The organism is Alistipes sp. AF14-19, assembly GCF_003461645.1.
In the GTDB taxonomy this organism is placed as follows: Bacteria; Bacteroidota; Bacteroidia; order Bacteroidales; family Rikenellaceae; genus Alistipes; species Alistipes shahii.
The window spans coordinates 37,091-56,252 of record NZ_QTXM01000009.1; the positions used below are offsets into that span (position 1 = coordinate 37,091).

Annotated in this window: 13 protein-coding genes, 1 tRNA gene, 1 pseudogene and 1 CRISPR repeat array (1 of these 16 only partly in view); of the genes and pseudogenes, 7 read left to right on the forward strand and 8 right to left on the reverse strand. The window is 59.1% G+C overall.

All coding sequences use genetic code 11. From position 1 onward, the window contains the following. A CRISPR array of direct repeats spans positions 1–428; the repeat unit is 36 nt; unit sequence GTTGTGGTTTGATGTAGAATTTCGATAAGATACAAC; it begins 1,319 nt to the left of the window's first position. Positions 429–463: 35 nt separating this feature from the next. From DWW03_RS09245 to DWW03_RS09265, 5 genes and pseudogenes are all read right to left on the reverse strand, one after another. After that, positions 464–958: pseudogene (locus tag DWW03_RS09245) on the reverse strand (phage integrase SAM-like domain-containing protein); the annotation flags it as partial. A 90-nt stretch (positions 959–1,048) separates the two neighbouring features. Continuing rightward, positions 1,049–2,212, reverse strand: coding sequence for an IS4 family transposase (locus tag DWW03_RS09250; RefSeq protein ID WP_118406653.1), 1,164 nt, complete (start codon positions 2,210–2,212; stop codon positions 1,049–1,051). Between the two features lie 260 nt (positions 2,213–2,472). After that, positions 2,473–2,545, reverse strand: a tRNA-Gly gene (locus DWW03_RS09255). Between the two features lie 158 nt (positions 2,546–2,703). Then, entirely contained in the window at positions 2,704–3,975 is a 1,272-nt protein-coding gene (locus tag DWW03_RS09260; RefSeq protein WP_015546483.1) for an aminotransferase class I/II-fold pyridoxal phosphate-dependent enzyme, read from the reverse strand. 181 nt (positions 3,976–4,156) lie between these two features. Further along, positions 4,157–5,311 (reverse strand): dicarboxylate/amino acid:cation symporter, encoded by a 1,155-nt coding sequence (locus DWW03_RS09265; RefSeq protein WP_022061166.1) that lies wholly within the window; start codon positions 5,309–5,311, stop codon positions 4,157–4,159. Between the two features lie 68 nt (positions 5,312–5,379). On the opposite strand from DWW03_RS09265, the gene DWW03_RS09270 reads away from it, so the two are divergent. Together DWW03_RS09270 and DWW03_RS09275 are read left to right on the forward strand one after the other, a co-directional pair. Further along, positions 5,380–6,153: a radical SAM protein gene (locus DWW03_RS09270; RefSeq protein WP_022061165.1), complete on the forward strand. Its 774-nt coding sequence runs from the start codon at positions 5,380–5,382 to the stop codon at positions 6,151–6,153. A 12-nt stretch (positions 6,154–6,165) separates the two neighbouring features. Then, positions 6,166–6,927 (forward strand): YaaA family protein, encoded by a 762-nt coding sequence (locus DWW03_RS09275; protein ID WP_022061164.1) that lies wholly within the window; start codon positions 6,166–6,168, stop codon positions 6,925–6,927. A gap of 57 nt (positions 6,928–6,984) precedes the next feature. Here the strand turns inward: DWW03_RS09275 and DWW03_RS16595 are convergent, their stop codons facing one another. After that, positions 6,985–7,131 carry a hypothetical protein gene (locus DWW03_RS16595; RefSeq protein WP_153811582.1) on the reverse strand — a complete coding sequence of 49 codons (147 nt, stop codon included), beginning with the start codon at positions 7,129–7,131 and terminating at the stop codon, positions 6,985–6,987. 63 nt (positions 7,132–7,194) lie between these two features. Beyond that, the gene (gene dxs / locus DWW03_RS09280; RefSeq protein ID WP_022061163.1) at positions 7,195–9,075 is read right to left on the reverse strand and encodes a 1-deoxy-D-xylulose-5-phosphate synthase; all 1,881 of its coding nucleotides are present in this window, start codon (positions 9,073–9,075) and stop codon (positions 7,195–7,197) included. Between the two features lie 171 nt (positions 9,076–9,246). Between dxs and pyrH the strand changes: the two genes are divergently transcribed. The 3 genes from pyrH to frr are packed head-to-tail and all read left to right on the forward strand — an operon-like array spanning position 9,247 to position 11,104. Then, positions 9,247–9,954 (forward strand): UMP kinase, encoded by a 708-nt coding sequence (pyrH, locus tag DWW03_RS09285; protein ID WP_015546492.1) that lies wholly within the window; start codon positions 9,247–9,249, stop codon positions 9,952–9,954. Between the two features lie 4 nt (positions 9,955–9,958). Beyond that, complete coding sequence (locus DWW03_RS09290) at positions 9,959–10,534, forward strand: TlpA family protein disulfide reductase (protein WP_022061162.1); 576 nt, start codon at positions 9,959–9,961, stop codon at positions 10,532–10,534. A 12-nt stretch (positions 10,535–10,546) separates the two neighbouring features. Further along, positions 10,547–11,104 (forward strand): ribosome recycling factor, encoded by a 558-nt coding sequence (frr, locus tag DWW03_RS09295; RefSeq protein ID WP_015546494.1) that lies wholly within the window; start codon positions 10,547–10,549, stop codon positions 11,102–11,104. 286 nt (positions 11,105–11,390) lie between these two features. Here the strand turns inward: frr and pckA are convergent, their stop codons facing one another. Further along, complete coding sequence (gene pckA, locus DWW03_RS09300) at positions 11,391–12,998, reverse strand: phosphoenolpyruvate carboxykinase (ATP) (protein WP_022061161.1); 1,608 nt, start codon at positions 12,996–12,998, stop codon at positions 11,391–11,393. A 594-nt stretch (positions 12,999–13,592) separates the two neighbouring features. Between pckA and hemW the strand changes: the two genes are divergently transcribed. Next, positions 13,593–14,726, forward strand: a complete 1,134-nt coding sequence (hemW, locus tag DWW03_RS09305; RefSeq protein ID WP_022061160.1) for a radical SAM family heme chaperone HemW — start codon at positions 13,593–13,595, stop codon at positions 14,724–14,726. Between the two features lie 134 nt (positions 14,727–14,860). Further along, complete coding sequence (glgP, locus tag DWW03_RS09310; protein WP_022061159.1) at positions 14,861–19,108, forward strand: alpha-glucan family phosphorylase; 4,248 nt, start codon at positions 14,861–14,863, stop codon at positions 19,106–19,108. The last annotated feature ends 54 nt before the right edge of the window (positions 19,109–19,162 follow it).

Here is a 19,162-nt window from a genome sequence, read left to right on the forward strand (position 1 = left end):
TGTGGTTTGATGTAGAATTTCGATAAGATACAACGCATAGACCCTTCGCGCGTGGTCATCATCAGTTGTGGTTTGATGTAGAATTTCGATAAGATACAACAAGGCGGGAGCAAAAGCGCTTCGAGGACCAGTTGTGGTTTGATGTAGAATTTCGATAAGATACAACGGAATGTAAAGTAAATTGTATACATTTGCAGTTGTGGTTTGATGTAGAATTTCGATAAGATACAACATCTCTTGATCTGTCTTGTCAGTCCAGATGTTGTGGTTTGATGTAGAATTTCGATAAGATACAACTCTGATAGCGGGCAAAAACCTTCGAAGGGTGTTGTGGTTTGATGTAGAATTTCGATAAGATACAACATAAAGTAAATTGTATACATTTGCAGTGTGTTGTGGTTTGATGTAGAATTTCAATAAGATACAACCGGCAGTATTGGAATGCTGCATAATTGCAACTGTTGTTTACATTACCCTTTTGACTCAAGAAGATTTCAAACTCCCTTAAATACGTCAAATCCAATTCATCAAAACGCATATTGACCGAGCGGAATTGCGACACAAGGACCAACGTTACCTTATGTTTGCTGGCGGAACTGTACTTTTCGACTTTTTCCAAGCGTTCGATAATCTGTTTGAAGTACTCCCCGACCGTGCAGTTGATTCGTTTGCCGTTCTGTTCAAACAGCGTATCGAATGTAACGGGAATTTCCAGCACCTCCAACTTTTTGATTTTCCTCTCGTATTCACGTATCTTGGAGGTTATTTGAAACTGTATTTCTGCTCTATCGGGGCAGTCGGCGGTAGGTTGTTGCTTGTCGAAATCCCAATGCACCAAAGCTTCCGAAATGCCCAGACCGACGAACTTACGGCGGCGGTCATGGGTAAAGACAAGAGCAAGAGGGGCTAAACGGTTTCTGTTGATAGCGTCTCTGCGACATACGACGTTGATTGTCATAATCTTTACGGATTACGCAAGCAACAAAATGCGATTCGTGTGTTACACGATTTTCATTAGTGTCCCGTTAAAATTGGGACGAAGTTAATATTAATCAAATAGTCCCTCCAAGAGGGGATAATCGAGTTCTTTGACATCGTTGAAATTAGTCTTTTCGAAGAGATCTCTCAGTGGAGTCTTATCCGTTAGTGAGATGCTCAAAATCTGCAGGACCTCATAAGTTGACCGCTTTAGTCGCATGTCGTGTTGGACGATGGCGACAAGGCAATAAGTTATGATTGCAGAGCAAATTTGTATTCTGACAGCGTTCTCTGTAGTGCCCCAGAATTTCTTAATCTTGAGGTGCTGCTTGAGCCACTTGAAGAACAACTCAATCTGCCATCGGTTCTTGTAGAGATTAGCAATTTCGAGAGCGGTAAGATGGAATGCATTCGTCAAAAATGCGAAGTCTCTGTCTTGCTCGTCATCGTGAAATCTCACAAGTCGCAGCCTCTCAGGAAACTTCTTCTGTGTGTTCACATCCGTGAGTTCAATAACGGAATCAGAAAGCACATTCTTAGGCAATCTACGTTTCCATTTCGTACACTTGTACTGTAAGTTCTTCTTCGCCCGAACCACGAAGTATGATTCATTAAGACAAATCTTGTAGAGTTCCTTGAATGCATTGTAACCACGGTCAAATACGTAGTAAGAACCTGATTCATAGGAAATCTCCTTCATTGCCTTTGAATCGTGTACCGATGCAGTCGTAATATGGAAGAAAGCAGAAACTTGGGACTCCAGATCATAAAGGACATGCGCCTTAACGCCTCCTTTCTTCTTGCGGAACTTTGCCCACCAGAATACTGACAAGCAGTGCGGAATCGTTGTTGAATCAAATGCATAAACATTCCCCTTCAGCTTGAAGATGTCGGTTGCTCGTTTCTTGCGAGCCTGTTCCATCATGAAGAAGGCAAAGTCTTCAAAGATCCTGTAGTCACGATTCTGATTCGCTGTGGCAAATGTCGTTTTCGCTATTGGATTACGCCCCATTCCAAGGTGATAACATTTGGATTGGTGAGTCTCCAATGCAACGACAACATCACGCAGGCTCTCACGGTTACAGAGTTGTCCGAACATGAGTGCCATGAGCTGATTCCAGCAGGTGAAGTTCTTGACATACCTGTTCCCATCATACTTGTCAACCAGGTGACGGAACTTGTTGTTGTCGAGAAATGCAACCAATTGAGCGAATACATATTTGTCTTTGTTCATAGAGCAGTCCCTTTATGGGCTGCAAAATTACAAATTCAAATCGTCGCACATGAAAAATTACTTCTAATAGACTATGTTTCAACTATTTCAAAGACCGACTTGCCCGCTTTTACGGGACAGTAGTGCACGATTTTATGTATCACACTCTGTATCACAAACGGCGATTTCAAGGCATTTTGTGTTACACAACGGACATCTGTAACACACGGTAGAAAAAGAAAAACGAGCGATAATTCATTGATTATCACTCGTTTGTCGTGAGCGGAAAACGGGACTCGGACCCGCGACCTCAACCTTGGCAAGGTTGCGCTCTACCAACTGAGCTATTTCCGCAAAATCTATCTTCCCCGCCCGGGAAAACTTCGTTTCCTGCGTTTCGGGACTGCAAATATAAAATGAAAAATTTATTCTGCAAAATTTTTCGGCTACTTTTGTCAAAAACAAAATGTCCCCGGCCGCAAAGCCGGGGACATCCGTATCGGAAACCGCCTTTAGCGGACCATAAACCCTTCGTCGGCACGTGCCGGAATGGGCATCGAAGCGTATACGCCGGTTTCGAGTTTCTCGCGAACGGCCTTGAAAGCCTCAATCGTAACTTTCACATCCTCCAGCGTATGCACCGCCGTCGGGATGATGCGCAGGATGATCTCACCCTTCGGAATCACGGGATAAACCACCATCGAGCAGAAAATACCGTGGTTCTCGCGCAGGTCCACGACCAGATTCGTGGCCTCGGGAATGCCGCCCTTCAGAAAGACGGGCGTCACCGGCGAGTTGGTCACACCGATCTCGAACCCGTTCTCTTTCAGGCTGCTTTGGAGCGCACGGACGTTCTCCCAGAGTTTCTCCTGGAATTCGGGGTGGTTGCGGATCAGCTCCAGACGCTTCAGCGCGCCGATCACCATCGGCATCGGGAGCGACTTTGCGTAAAGCTGCGAACGCATGTTGTAGCGCAGCAGGTTGATCAGCCAGCGGGGACCGCTCACGAAAGCGCCGATCCCGGCCATCGACTTGGCGAAGGTGTTGAAGAGCACGTCCACGCCGTCGACAACGCCGAAATGCGCCGCCGTGCCGCGACCGCCCGGGCCCATCGTACCGAAGCCGTGGGCGTCGTCCACCAGCAGACGGAACTGGAAATCCTTCTTCAGCGCCACGATCTCGTCGAGCTTGCCCAGGTCGCCCTTCATGCCGAACACGCCCTCGGTGATCACCAGCACGCCGCCGTTCTGCTCCTCGGCCAAATCCGTGGCATGCTGCAACTGCAGGCGCAGCGACTCCATGTCGTTATGACCGAAAACGAAGCGTTTGCCCTTGTGCAGGCGCAGTCCGTCGATGATGCAGGCGTGCGCCTCGGCATCGTAGACGACCACGTCGCGGGGGGTCAGCAGGCAGTCGATGATCGAGATCATGCCCTGGTAACCGAAATTGAGCAGGAAGGCATCCTCCTTGCCGACAAACGCGGCCAGCTCACGCTCCAGACGCTCGTGGTAAACGGTCTGTCCGCTCATCATGCGGGCGCCCATCGGGGCCGCCATACCGAACTGCGCAGCGCCTTCGGCGTCGGCCTTGCGCACCTCGGGGTGGTTGGCCAGTCCGAGGTAATTGTTCAGGCTCCAGTTGAGCATCTTCTTGCCCCGGAAAACCATGTGGGGACCGATGTCGCCTTCGAGTTTGGGAAAGGCATAATAACCGTGGGCGTACGACATGTACTGACCGATCGGTCCGCCCGCATTTTTCTCGAGGCGTGCAAAAATATCAACCATATTTGTCTTGTAATTATGAGTTTATGTCTCTTTTTTCCGTTTTGGACGCACAAAAGTATACATAAAACGGAATCGGCATTCAAAAGTAGCCGTTTTTTATTCCACAAGGATACGCATTTATACTTATTTCAGTTCTAAATAAGGAAAAGGGCCGCCGACGGCGGCCCGGGAACGGAGTTTTTCAACGCCGCCGGTCGATCGCATCGACGATCACCGCCACGGCGCCGTCGCCCGTCACGTTGGTCGCCGTTCCGAAGCTGTCCATGGCGATGTAGGTGGCGATCATCAGCCCCGCGAGGGTCTCGTCGAAACCGAGCATCGACTCCAACAGTCCCAGCGCCGCCATGATCGCCCCTCCCGGCACGCCCGGAGCCGCCACCATCGTCACGGCCAGCAGCAGGATGAACCCCGCGAAGGTCGACGCCGGAATGTCCAGCCCGGCGATCATCGACACGGCCAGCGCACAGGCCGTGATCTTCATCATCGAACCCGAGAGGTGGATCGTGGCGCACAGCGGCACAACGAACGACGCCAGTTCGGGCCGCACGCCGAGCTTCACGGTCTGGGCCAGCGTCACGGGGATCGTCGCGGCGGACGACTGCGTTCCGAGGGCCGTCATATAGGCGGTGAGCATCGTGCGGAGCATCTTCAGCGGATTTTTACGCGCCGCAAGCCCCGCGACGGAGAACTGCACGAGAAGCAGCACGACCGTCATGCAGAAGATCACCGCGATCAGTTTCACGAAGACGTCCAGCACCCCGGCCACCTGCCCCGACTGGGTCATCGACAGAAAGATGCCGAAAATGTAGAAGGGCAGCAGCGGAATGATGACGCGCAGAATCACCAGCTCGATGATCCGCTTGAAATCGTCCATCGCCGCCTTGAGCGTCACCGAACGGATATAGGCCATGCCCAGCCCCAGCACGAAGGCGAGGACCAGCGCCGACATCACACCCATCACGGGAGGCATTTCGACCGTGAAATAGGGCGCAAGGGCCGCCCCTTCCTCGGGCAATACGGCGGCGGAGCCTTCGAGCAGCGCCGGAAAGAGAAACCGCCCCGTCAGATAGGTCCCGAACCCCGAAAAGAGCGTGAAGGCATAGGCCAGCGCGGCGGTCAGGGCCAGCAGACGCCCGGCGTTCCGGCCCAGATCGGCGATGCCCGGAGCCACCAGCCCGAGAATCAGCAGCGGAATGGCGAATCCCAGAAACTGCCCGAAAATCGCATTGAAGGTCAGCGCGATGCGCGTCGCCCAGCCGGGGAGGAAGAATCCGCAGGCGACGCCCAGCGCAATGGCCAGCACGACGCGCGGCAAAAGTCCGAATTTGAATTTCATAAAACGGTATTTTGGTAAAATTAGGAATTAATTTTGAATTCCTAATTCTTAATTCTTAATTTCGCACCATGACAGCGCTATTTCACGACATTATCTTCGGCCCGGTGCATTCGCGGCGGCTGGGCCTTTCGCTGGGAGTCAACCTGCTCCCGCTCTCCTCGAAACTCTGCTCGTTCGACTGCATCTACTGCGAGTGCGGCTGGAATGCCGAGCACCCGGGCGGACGACGCTTCAACAGCCGCGAGGACGTGCGCACGCAGCTCGAAGCCACCCTGCGGCGCATGGCGGCCGACTCCACGCCGCCCGACGTGATCACCTTCGCCGGCAACGGCGAACCGACCATGCACCCCGATTTCGAAGCCGTCATCGGCGACACGATCGCCCTGCGCGACGCGCTGTGCCCCGCGGCGAAGGTCTCGGTGCTCTCCAACGCCACGCAGATCCACCGCGACAGCGTCCGCCGCGCCCTGCTGCGCGTGGACAACAACATCCTCAAACTCGATTCGGCGTTCGACGCGACGGTGCGGCGGATGAACAACCCGCAAAGCGCGTCCTACACGGTGCGGGGCATCGTCGAAGCGATGAAACGCTTCGACGGGCGCATGATTCTGCAAACGATGTTCCTGCGCGGGGAGTGCGGCGGACAGCCCGTCGACAACACCACCGAAGAGGAAGTCTCGGCCTGGCTCCGGCTCGTCGCCGAAATCCGCCCGCAGCAGGTGATGGTCTACTCGCTCGACCGCGACACCCCCTGCCCGACGCTCGAAAAAGTCACCAAAGAGGAGTTGCAGGCCATCGCCGCACGCGTCGAAGCGCTCGGCATCCCCTGCTCCGTAGCTTAACGCCCGAACGCCATGCAGCTGCTCCTCTCCTGCGCCAAGACGATGACGGAGCGCAGTTCCGTCCCGACGCCCCGCACGACCCGGCCCGCCTACCGCAGCGAGGCCTCCGAACTGGCCGCCGGGCTGGCGACGCTCCCGACCGACGAACTGGCCCGGCTCCTGCGCGTCAACCGCCGTATCGCCGCCGAAAACCGCCTGCGCTACGGCCGCTTCCACGGCGACGACGACGCGGCGATCCCAGCCCTTACGGCCTACACGGGAATCGTCTTCAAACGCATCGACCCGGCGAGTTTCACCGACGCCGATTTCGAATACGCCCAACGGCACCTCAACATCACCTCGTTCCTCTACGGACTGCTCCGTCCGCTGGACGCCATCCGCACCTACCGGCTCGAAGGCGACGCCGTACTGCCCGGCCGCGGCGACGAAACGATGTTTTCCTACTGGCAAAGCCGGCTGACCGACGACCTGCTGGGCCGGATTCACGCCGACGACGGCATCCTGGTCAACCTGGCGAGCGGAGAGATGAAGCGGCTGTTCGACTGGAAACGCGTCTGCCGCGAAGCCCGGGTCATCACGCCCGAATTCCGCGTCCGCGAGGGCGACCGGCTGAAAACCGTCGTGGTCTATACGAAAATGTGCCGCGGAGAGATGACGCGGCATATCCTGAAAAACCGCATCGCCGATCCCGCGACGCTCCGGTCGTTCGAATGGGAAGGCTTCCGCCTGGACCCGGCCCTCTCGAAAGGCGACGACTGGGTGTTCACGCTCTGACAAATGCCTTTACGGCGAAGACGGCGGAGTTCCCCGCCCCTGATCCACGAACAACAGTTACCCGGTGCGGCAGCCCCGCGCTTCGGCCGGCCGCAGGTCGAACACGGCGACAGGCATGCGGTCGGTGCGGTCCGAAGCCGCCGCGACAGCCACCGCACCCGGAATCAAAAGGGCGGCAGCAAGCAATAAAATGGCGATTTTCACTTCCCGGTCGTTTTGGGAAGCAATCTCGCAGAATTTGTGCCGAAAAAATGCGTTGCGGAAAATTTATGCGCGGGTATCGAGCAGGGCGCGCAGAATGCCCTCCTCGTCGTAGCCGCACAGGGCGTACAACTGCCCGGGCGTGCCGTGTTCGACCCACTCGTCGCCGATGCCGAGCCGCTGCACCCGCACGTCGTAGCCGCGGCCGTTGAAGAACGCCGCGACGGCTTCGCCGACGCCTCCGCGCAGCGAACCGTCCTCGACCGTGACCACACGGCGGAACTTACGCCCCACTTCGTCCAGCAACGCTTCATCCAGCGGTTTCACGAACCGCAGGTCGTAATGCGCGACGCTCACGCCTTCCGCGGCAGCGCGTCCGGCGGCCCGTGCGGCGGCGTTGCCGACGGTCCCCACGGTCAACAGCGCCACGTCTGCGCCCTCGCGCAGGCGGCGGCCACGTCCGACGGGCAGCGTCTCGAACTTCTCGCCGCGCCACGGCAAGCCCTCGCCGTGCCCCCGCGGATAGCGGATCATAAAGGGATGTCCCGATCCGAGGGCCGTATACATCATGTTGCGCAGTTCGGGTTCGTTCATCGGCGCGGCGATCGTCAGTCCCGGCACGGCGCCGAAAGCGGCCATGTCGAAGACCCCGTGGTGCGTCACCCCGTCCTCGCCCACCAGGCCGCCCCGGTCGAGACACATCACCACCGGAAGATCCTGAATCGCAACGTCGTGGATCACATTGTCGTAGGCCCGCTGCATGAAACTCGAATAAATGTTGCAGAAGGGAATCATGCCCGCCGCGGCCAGTCCGGCCGAGAAAGTCACGGCATGCCCTTCGGCGATGCCCACGTCGAAACAGCGGCCGGGCATCTCGCGCAGCAGAATGTTCATCGAACAGCCCGACGGCATGGCGGGCGTGACGCCCACGACGCGCCCGTCGCGGCGCGCCAGTTCCAGCAGGGTTTCGCCGAACACGTCCTGATAACGCGCTGCGCCGCCCGGAGCCGAAATCCGCTCGCCCGTGTCGGGATTGAAACGCCCCGGGGCGTGCCAGGCGGGCTGGTCGTGCTCGGCCGGCAGGTAGCCCTTGCCCTTGACCGTCATCACGTGCAGCAGTTTAGGCCCCTCGATGTCGCGCAACGCCCGAAGCGTCCGCACCAACTCCTTGAGGTTGTGACCGTCCACCGGACCGAAATAACGGAAATTGAGACTTTCGAAAAAATTGCTCTTGTTCAGCAGCCCCTGCTTCACGGCGTTGCCCGCCTTCTGGCAGAGCCGCAGCAGCCGCGGCGTATGCGACATCAGCCCCCACAGCCGTTGTTTGAAACGGTTGTAGTGCACCGAAGTCGAGATTTTCAGCAGGTAGTTTTTCAGCGCTCCCGTGGCCTGGTCGATGGCCATGTTGTTGTCGTTGAGAATCACCAGCAGGTTGGTGCGCTTCGAGGCCCCGGCGTTGTTCAGCCCCTCGAACGCAAGCCCTCCGGTCATCGAGCCGTCGCCGATCACGGCCACGACCTGCCGCTTCTCGCCCCGCAGTTCGGCGGCCTTGGCCATGCCGAACGCCGCGGAGATCGACACCGAAGCGTGCCCGCCCCCGAAAGAATCGTATTCGCTCTCGGACATGCGCGGAAAACCGCTGATGCCGTTCAGCTGCCGTTTGGTTTTAAACGCCTCGCGGCGTCCCGTGATGATCTTGTGGGCGTAGGTCTGATGGCCGACGTCCCAGACGATCCGGTCCTCCGGGGTGTCGAAGACGTAATGCAGGGCCGCAGCCAGTTCCACGGCCCCGAGGCTCGATGCCAGGTGGCCCGGATTGACCGCACACTCGTCGATGATGTAACGCCTCAGCTCGTCGCAGTAGGCGGACAGCTCCTCCGGCGGGAGTTTTTTCAACTCCCGCGGTGAGGAAATCGTATCGAGCAGTTTATATTCTTCCGACGACATAAGGATTGCAAAGATAGAAAAAAGAACGGACGCCTCCAAAACCGAATCGCGCGCGGCCCGGCAAAACGCTCCGACCGGTAAAAGTGTCGTTACGACACCAAAGATAAGGAATATATATGAATTTTTTCGAAAAAATACCTATCTTCGCACTACGATAAAACGCGACCCACGATGAAATACAAGCGAATACTCCTGAAATTGAGCGGCGAATCGCTGCAAGGCGGACAGAAATACGGGCTTTCCCCCGAGACGCTGCAATCCTACGCCGAGCAGATCAAAGCCGCCGCAGCAACGGGCGTCCAGATCGGCATCGTCATCGGCGGCGGCAACATCTTCCGCGGCCTCACGGGCGCCAAAAAGGGCTTCGACCGCGTGAAGGGCGACCAGATGGGCATGCTCGCCACGATCATCAACTCGCTGGCGCTCCAGTCGGCGCTCGAAGACAACGGCGTCCGATGCAAGGTGCTCACCTCGATCCGCATGGAACCCATCGGCGAATACTACTCCAAAGCCCGTGCCATCGAATACCTCGAAGCGGGCTACGTGGTGATCGTCGGAGGCGGCACGTCGAACCCCTACTTCACGACCGACTCGGCGTCGGCGCTGCGCGGCATCGAGATTGAGGCCGACGTGATGCTGAAGGGCACCCGCGTGGACGGCGTCTACACGGCCGACCCGGAGAAGGACCCCGCAGCGACGAAATTCGACGAAATCACGTTCGAGGAGGTCCTCGACCGCCGTCTGAAGGTCATGGACCTCACGGCCTTCACGCTCTGCCGCGAGAACGGTCTCCGGATCATCGTCTTCGACATGGACACCGCGGGCAACCTCGGCAAAGTCCTTGCCGGGGAGAAGATCGGAACGCTGGTAAAACTGTAAGACTATGGCAACCAAGAAAAGCAACAAATCGCTGTGGGTGATGCTGGCGCTGATCGCCGCGATCATCGCCGTCATCCTGCTGCTGCCCTCGTGCGGCAACCGCAACGCCAAGAAGGGCGCCGAGACGGACGCCGAATCGACAACGCTCGTAAAGTCCGGAGACACGGCTCCGGACTTCACGGTCGAGATGGTCGACGGCAGCTCCGTGACGCTCGGCGACCTGAAGGGCAAAGTCGTGCTGCTCAACTTCTGGGCCACGTGGTGTCCGCCCTGCCGGCAGGAGCTGACCCGCGTGCAGACGGACATCATCGACCGCTTCGCCGGCAAGGAGTTCGTCTTCCTGCCCGTATCGCGAGGCGAGAAACGCGAGGCCGTGGAGGCGTTCCGCGAAAAGACCGGCTACGCCTTCCCGATGGGACTCGACCCCGCACGCACCGTCTACGACCGCTACGCCTCGAACTACATCCCGCGGAACTTCGTGATCGACCGCAAGGGCAAGGTCGTGCTGGCCACGGTAGGCTACGACGAACATGAATTCGAGGAGCTGATCCGCACCATCGAAAAAACACTCGGAAATTAAACCCCAACACTTATGGATACCAAGACGATTCTCAACGAAGCTACGGGCCGCATGCAGAAGGCCATCGACCACCTCGAAGAGGAACTTTTGAACGTTCGCGCCGGCAAGGCGTCGCCCAACGCCCTGAACGGCGTGATGGTCGACTATTTCGGCTCGCAGGTTCCCGTTTCGGGCGCTGCCAGCGTCACCGTACCCGACGCCAGGACCATCCTGATCCAGCCGTGGGACAAGAACATGCTGCGCCCGATCGAGAAAGCCATCATCGACTCGAACATCGGCCTGACGCCCTCGAACAACGGCGAGCAGATCCGCCTGACGATTCCGCCCCTTACGGAGGAGCGCCGCAAAGAGCTGGTGAAGCAGGTGCGCGCCGAAGCGGAGACCGCCCGCATCAGCCTGCGCAACGCCCGCCGCGACGCGGTGGAAGCCTTCAAGAAGGCCCAGAAGGAGGGCATGCCCGAGGACGAATCGAAGGACGGCGAAACGCAGTCGCAGAAACTGCTCGAAAAGTTCTCCAAGACGCTGGACGAAGCGCTTTCGAAGAAGGAGAAGGAGATTATGACGGTCTGACCTGCCGGCTTCCGCAAGACGAAAAGCCCGGCTGGAAATTTATTCCTGCCGGGCTTTTTCCATCCGTTTGTCCGGCAAACCCCGCACACACGGGCGCGGCAACCCCGCATCGCCCCGGCAAAACCGACAGCGACCGGCGCAGACGGATCGCCTCCGATCGCAAACCCGTCCGCACACATCCGCCGCCCATCCGCCGGACCGTGCCTGTTCCACAACATAAAAAATCCCGGTCTCCAACTGCGGAAACCGGGATTCATCTATTTGCAGCGGCTCAAGCCGCAGAGAATTACTTTACCTTCGGGCCTGCGGTTACGAGTTTCTTGCCCTCCTCGTTGCCCGTGAACTTCACGAAGTTCTTCACGAAACGGTTGGCCAGATCCTCTGCCTTAACCTCCCAATCCTTGGCGCTCTTGTAGGTGTCACGCGGATCGAGGATAGCGGGGTCTACGCCCGGCAGGACGGTCGGAACCACGAAATCGAAGATAGGCATGGTCTTGGTCGGAGCCTTGTCGATCGAACCGTCGAGGATCGCGTCGATGATGCCGCGCGTGTCCTTGATCGAGATACGCTTGCCGGTTCCGTTCCAGCCCGTGTTCACGAGGTAGGCCTTGGCGCCCGACTTCTGCATCTTCTTCACCAGCTCCTCGCCGTACTTGGTGGGGTGCAGCGACAGGAAGGCTGCGCCGAAGCAGGCCGAGAAGGTCGGCGTAGGCTCGGTGATGCCGCGCTCCGTGCCTGCGAGCTTGGCGGTGAAGCCCGAGAGGAAGTAGTACTTCGTCTGCTCGGGGGTCAGGATCGAAACCGGGGGCAGCACGCCGAATGCGTCGGCCGAGAGGAAGATGACCTTCTTGGCGGCCGGAGCCTTCGATACGGGCTTCACGATGTTCTCGATGTGGAAGATCGGGTACGATACGCGGGTGTTCTCCGTAACCGACTTGTCGGCGTAGTCGATCTTGCCCTTCTTGTCCACCGTCACGTTCTCCAGCAGCGCGTTGCGGCGGATGGCGTTCCAGATGTCAGGCTCGTTCTCCTGCGAGAGGTTGATCACCTTGGCGTAGCAGCCGCCCTCGAAGTTGAATACGCCGTCGTCGTCCCAGCCGTGCTCGTCGTCGCCGATGAGCTGACGCTTCGGGTCGGTCGAAAGCGTGGTCTTGCCGGTTCCCGACAGGCCGAAGAAGATAGCGGTCTCGCCCTTCTCGTTGGTGTTGGCCGAGCAGTGCATCGAAGCCATGCCCTTCAGCGGAAGCAGGTAGTTCATGTAGGAGAACATGCCCTTCTTCATCTCGCCGCCGTACCAGGTGTTGATGATCACCTGCATCTTCTCGGTGAGGTTGAAGACAACGGCCGTCTCCGAGTTCAGACCCAGCTCCTTGTAGTTCTTCACCTTGGCCTTCGAAGCGTTGAGCACCACGAAGTCGGGCTCGCCGTAATTCTCCAGCTCCTCGTCCGTCGGACGAATGAACATGTTCTTCACGAAGTGAGCCTGCCAGGCCACCTCCATGATGAAGCGGATCTTCAGGCGCGAGTTCTCGTTGGCGCCGCAGAACGTGTCCACAACGAAGAGTTTCTTGCCCGAAAGCTCCTCGACGGCGATTTTCTTCAGCTCCTTCCAGGCCTTCTTCGTAACCGGCTTGTTGTCGTTCTTATATTCGTCGGAAGTCCACCAGATCGTGTCCTTGGTGGTCTCGTCCATCACGAAAAACTTGTCCTTGGGCGAACGGCCGGTGTAAACGCCGGTCATCACGTTCACGGCGCCGGTCTCGGTCAGCTGACCCTTCTCATAGCCGCGCAGGCCTTTTTTCGTCTCCTCACGGAACAGTTCGTCGTAGGAGGGATTGTACACGATCTCGGTCACGCCCGTGATCCCGTACTTTTTCAGATCCATTTTGTCCATAATTGCAATTTATTTGATTAAAATCCTCTTTTCAACCTGACGTTTCAGTCCGCAGGTCCGGACTTCAACGGCACAAAGGTAGAAAAACTTTCATAATTGTGAAAAAAATAACAGCCGAAATTACAAAAAATATTTATTATTTTTTCCGATAGTGCTATACGCCTCATTGATAGCGTCGTACAACGCCGCCGAAAAGCCCTTCGCAAACCCTTGCGAGGATCGCCCGGCAAAAATTTTGCCGCAATTTATCCGCGCCGGACGGGACGCTCCGGTTTTCTTCCGCCGGTTTTTATCACCTTTGGGGGAGCGCGGATTTTCCGCCCGGAAACAGCCCTCCCCCGGAACACGTTTCCCGCCGCCCCGCAACCGCCGGCCCTCCATGAAAACACAGCCGGAAACGACTCCGACGCTCTGCCCGCTGCCGCCCCGTGCGTTCCGGGCGACAGACGGGGAGCATCGCGCTGAAAATGAAGAAGCGCCGCCCCGACTTCCCGGCCTCCCGCGGGCGGAGGCGGAGCCGCAGCCGGAAAAATTTTCCGAACCGGATGCGATTCCGTTTTGCAGTCATCCGTCTTTTTCGTATCTTTGGATAACATGGCCGGACTTTATTTCCACATACCCTTCTGCAAGCGCGTCTGCGCCTACTGCGACTTCTACAAAAGCGTCGACCTGCGCCGCATGGACCCTCTTCTGGAGTCCATGCACCGCGAACTGGACGCCCGGCGGGAATATCTGGGCGGCGAGCCGGTGCGCACCCGCTACTTCGGCGGCGGCACCCCCTCGCTGTGCGCCCCGGAGGCCGTCGCGGGGCTGCTGGACCATGCCGCGACGCTGTTCGATTGCACTGCGGCGGAGGAGACCACGCTCGAAGCCAATCCCGACGACCTCACCCCCGCCTACCTCGCCGTGCTGCGCCGCGCGGGCGTCAACCGCCTGTCGGTCGGCATCCAGTCGTTCGACGACGCGTGTCTCAAGCTGATGAACCGCCGCCACAACGCTGCGCAAGCCGTCGAGGCCGTGCGGAGCGCACAGCACGAAGGTTATGAAAACATCACCGTCGACCTGATTTTCGGCGTCCCGGGTTTCGGGAACGACACGCTGCGCCGCTCGCTCGACAGCGCCCTCGCGCTGGGCGTGCAGCACATTTCGGCATACCATTTGACCGTCGAACCCGGTACGGCCTTCGGACGGCGGGCCGCCCGCGGACAGTTCGCCCCGGTGGACGAAGCCACCAGCGAAACGGAATACGCCCTCGTGCACGAAACGCTGACCGGAGCGGGGTTCGAGCACTACGAGGTTTCGAATTTCGCCCTGCCGGGCTTCCGCGCCCGCCACAACGCGGCCTACTGGCACGGCGTGAAGTACCTCGGCATCGGTCCCGCAGCCCATTCGTTCGACGGCCGGGAACGCCATTGGAACGTCGCCTCGGTGACGGAGTACATCGGCGGCGCGCCCGCCGAAGCGGAAACCCTCACCGACCGCGACCGCTTCAACGAATACGTGATGACCCGGCTGCGCACGGCCGAAGGCATCGACCTGCGGGAGGCGGAAAGACTGTTCGGCAAGGAGCGCGCGGCACGGGTCCTGCGCGATGCGGAACCGTGGCTGAAGAGCCGCACGCTCGTTCTCGCAGCGGGACGGATGGCCGTCCCGCCGGCTCGGATGCTGGTCTCCGACGCGGTGATCGAAACGTTTTTCGAAACGGAACCGGACACCGCAACCAAGTGAAACTGAAATGTTAAGTTATTATTAAATATTTTTATAAACATCCACTCCCGATTGTTTAATATAAATATAAGTGTTACCTTTGCGGCCGAATTCTTCTTCGGTTCGTCACGAAAATTACAAATTAGCATAAGTATATGAGCAATGCCAAACACTCCCCCGATTTGCTGTTCGAAGTAAGTTGGGAAGTATGCAACAAGGTCGGCGGCATCCACACCGTCATTTCGACCAAAGCGCAGACCGTCACCCGCAAATTCGCAGACCGCTACGTCCTGCTGGGTCCCGACCTCTCGCACGAGGGCGTCAACCCGGAGTTCGAGGAGGACCCCAATCTGCTGAAGGCCTGGCGCCAGAGCCTCTACAACGAAGGCATCCGCGTCCGCGTCGGCCGCTGGAAAATCAAGGGCGAGCCGACGGTGGTGCTGGTCGATTTCTCGTCGCTGATCCCCCGCAAGGACGAAATACTCAAAAGCCTCTGGGAATTGTACCACGTGGACTCGATCTCGGGCCAGTGGGACTACATCGAGCCGGTGCTGTTCGGATGGGCCGCAGGCGTCGTGATCGCCTCCTACGTCGAGACCTTCGGCACGCCGACCGAGAAGGCTGTCGCGCATTTCCACGAGTGGATGACCGCCGCGGGCGGGCTGTACCTGCGCAAACACGCCCCCTACATCGCCACGGTGTTCACCACCCACGCCACGGTCATGGGCCGCTGCATCGCCGGCAACCGCCTGCCGCTCTACAACGACCTCCCGAAATTCAACGCCGACGAGCTGGCGCGCCAGTTCAACGTCACGGCCAAACACTCGATCGAGAAGATGGCCGCCGCCTACCACGACGCATTCCTGACGGTGAGCGACATCACGGCCAACGAATGCAAATACCTGCTGGGGCGCGAACCGGACGGCGTGACGCCCAACGGCTTCGAGAACGACTTCGTATGGGCCGGCGAGGAGTACTACGCCAAACGCGACGAAGCCCGCCGGGCGATGATCTCGGTGGCCGAGGCCTGCCTGGGCGAAAAATTCACGGGCGACCCGCTGATCGTCGGAACCAGCGGCCGCTACGAATTCCGCAACAAGGGCATCGACGTCTTCATCGAGTCGCTCAAGCAGCTCGCCGCCTCGGACCGTCTCCGGCGCGAGGTGCTGGCCTACATCACCGTGCCGGCCGGCAACCGCGGCCCGCGCCTCGATTTGCAGGCTCATCTGGCCGACCCGTCGAAGCCCATCGACGCAGGCCAGTACAGACATTCGACCCACTACCTTGAAAACGCGACGTGGGACCCCATCGTGAACGCGCTGAAGAACAGCAACCTCACCGATCCCGGATCGAAGGTGAAGGTGATCTTCGTCCCCACGTACCTCAACAAGGCCGACGGCATCTTCCACAAGGATTACTACGAACTGCTCGTGGGCATGGACATCACGGTTTTCCCCTCCTACTACGAGCCGTGGGGCTACACCCCGCTGGAGTCGGTGGCCTTCTCCATCCCGACGGTCACCACGACGCTGGCCGGGTTCGGCATCTGGGTCGACAAGCAGCGCGAGCACGCCGGCGTGGAGGTCATCCGCCGCGACGACTACAACGACAAGGAGGTCGAGGCGAAGATCGCCGATACGCTGCTGCGTTTCAGCCTGCTGGACGAAAAACACGTCAACGAACAGCACACCTCGGCCTATGAAATCTCGCTGACGGCGCTCTGGGAGCACCTCTTCGCGGCCTACGAACAGGCCTACTCCGAGGCGGTCGAGAGTTCGATCGTCCGCACCAACCGCGCCGTGCTCGACGGCGGTACGAAAACCGAGCAGATCAACTTCGTGCGCCAGCAGCTTTTCGTCGAGAAACCCGTCTGGAACCGCATGATGGTCGACAAGACGCTGCCCAAGCGGCTGCACGCCCTCGAAGAGCTTTCGCGCAACCTCTGGTGGTGCTGGAACCCCGGCGCCCGCGACCTGTTCGAAGGCATCGACCCCGCGCTGTGGGCCGAATCGGACCGCAACCCGATCGCCTTCCTCGACAAGATGAGCGTCGAGCGGATGAAGGAACTGGAGAAAGACACGAACTTCCTGGCGCAGCTCGACGCCGTGCACACGCAGTTCCGCGACTACATGAACGAGAAGCCCGACCCGAAGGCGACGACGGTTTCGTACTTCTCGATGGAATACGGCCTGCACTCGTCGCTGAAGATCTACTCGGGCGGCCTGGGCATCCTGGCCGGCGACTACCTGAAGGAGGCTTCGGACAAGAACGTTCCGATGGCCGCCGTGGGCCTTCTCTACCGCTACGGCTACTTCACCCAACGCCTTTCGGCGCAGGGTGCGCAGGAGGCCACCTATGAGGCGCAGAATTTCTACAAACTGCCGATCTCGCCCGTGCGCGACGAGGCCGGAGGCTGGGTGACGGTCACCATCGCCTTCCCGGGCCGCACGCTCTCGGCGCGCGTCTGGAAGTGCCAGGTGGGCCGCACGGACCTCTACCTGCTCGATGCCGACATCGAGGACAACCTCGAAGAGGACCGCCAGATCACCCACTACCTCTACGGAGGCGATTGGGAGAACCGTCTCAAGCAGGAGATCCTACTGGGCATCGGCGGCATCCGCGCGCTGCGTCAGCTGGGCATCAAGCACGACGTGTTCCACTGCAACGAGGGCCACGCCGCATTCATCGGCGTCGAGCGCATCCGCGACCTGGTGAACCACCGCAAGCTCTCGTTCTCCGAGGCGCTGGAGGTGGTGCGCTCGTCGTCGCTCTTCACGACGCACACCCCCGTGCCCGCAGGCCACGACGCATTCCCCGAGTCGATGATCCGCCAATACATGTCGCACTATCCCGACGTGCTGGGCATCACCTGGGAGCAGTATATCAACCTGGGCAAGACCAATCCCAACGACCCCAACGAGAAGTTCTCGATGTCGGTGCTGGCCTGCAACCTCTCGCAGGAGGTCAACGGCGTTTCGTGGCTCCACGGCGAGGTCTCGAAGGAGATCCTGGGCAACATGTGGCCGGGCTACTTCAAGAACGAGCTGCACATCGGCTACGTCACCAACGGCGTGCACTTCCCGACGTGGATCGCCTCGTCGCTGCGCCGCCTCTACGCCCGTTACTTCGGCGACGGATTCGAAGGCCATGTCTACGACATCCCGGCCTGGCAGAAGGTTCACGACATCCCCGACGCGGAGCTGTGGGAGGAGCGCATGAAGCTCAAGAACAAGCTCATCAAGCATATCCGCCGGCGTTACAGCGACCCCCGGCAGGTGCGCCTCGACTCGCCGCGCCAGATGCTTCAGGTCATCGAGGGCATCAAGCCCGACGTGCTGACCATCGGTTTCGCACGCCGCTTCGCCACCTACAAGCGCGCCTACCTGCTGTTCACGAACCTCGACCGTCTGGCGGCGATCGTCAACAACAAGGAGCGTCCCGTGCAGTTCATCTTCGCGGGCAAGGCGCACCCCAACGACAAGCCGGGACAGGACCTGATCCGGCGCATCGTCGAGGTGGCCGCCATGCCGCAGTTCGTGGGCAAGATCCTCTTCCTGCAAAACTACGACATGGAACTCGCCCGCCGCATGGTGCAGGGTGTCGACGTATGGCTGAACACGCCCACGCGGCCGCTCGAAGCCTCGGGCACCTCGGGCGAGAAGTGCGTGATGAACGGCGTGCTGCAATTCTCCGTGCTCGACGGCTGGTGGGTCGAGGGCTACAAGGAGGGCGCCGGATGGATGCTTCCGATGGAGCGCACCTTCGCCGACCAGCACTACCAGGACGAACTCGACGCCGAGATGATCTACAACACCATCGAGGAGCAGATCGCCCCGAAATACTACGCCCGCGACACGGACGGCATCCCGCACGAGTGGGTTTCGTCGGTGAAGAGGTGCGTGGCGGACATCGCCTCGAACTTCACGACCAACCGCATGCTGACCGACTACGAGAACCGGTTCTACGACAAGCTCGCCGCGCGCAAACGCGAGATGAGCGCCGAGGCCTACCGCATGGCCCGCGAGATCGCGGCCTGGAAGCGCAAGGTCTCCGCCGCATGGGACCAGGTGCGCATCGTCGACGTGCAGCGCGTGAAGATCGACAAGGAGGCCGTCTGCGTCGGCGAGAAGTACCAGTTCGCCGTGACGCTCGACATCGCCAACCTCCGGCCCGAGGACATCGGCGTGGAGATGGTCGTCGCGCGGCAGATCGTCGGCGGACAGTCCGTCAACGTCACCCGCACGATCCAGCTGGAACGCACGAAGGCCGACGGAAGCCGGGTCACCTACTCGCTCGACTACACGCCCGACGAAGCCGGCACGTTCGACGTGGCGCTGCGCATCTACCCCTCGAACCCGCTCCTGCCCCACCGCATGGACTTCGCGCTGGTGAAGTGGGCCTAATGCCAATAGAAGGTATTAAATTTGAATAATTAACAATAACAAGTTGTAACTGTT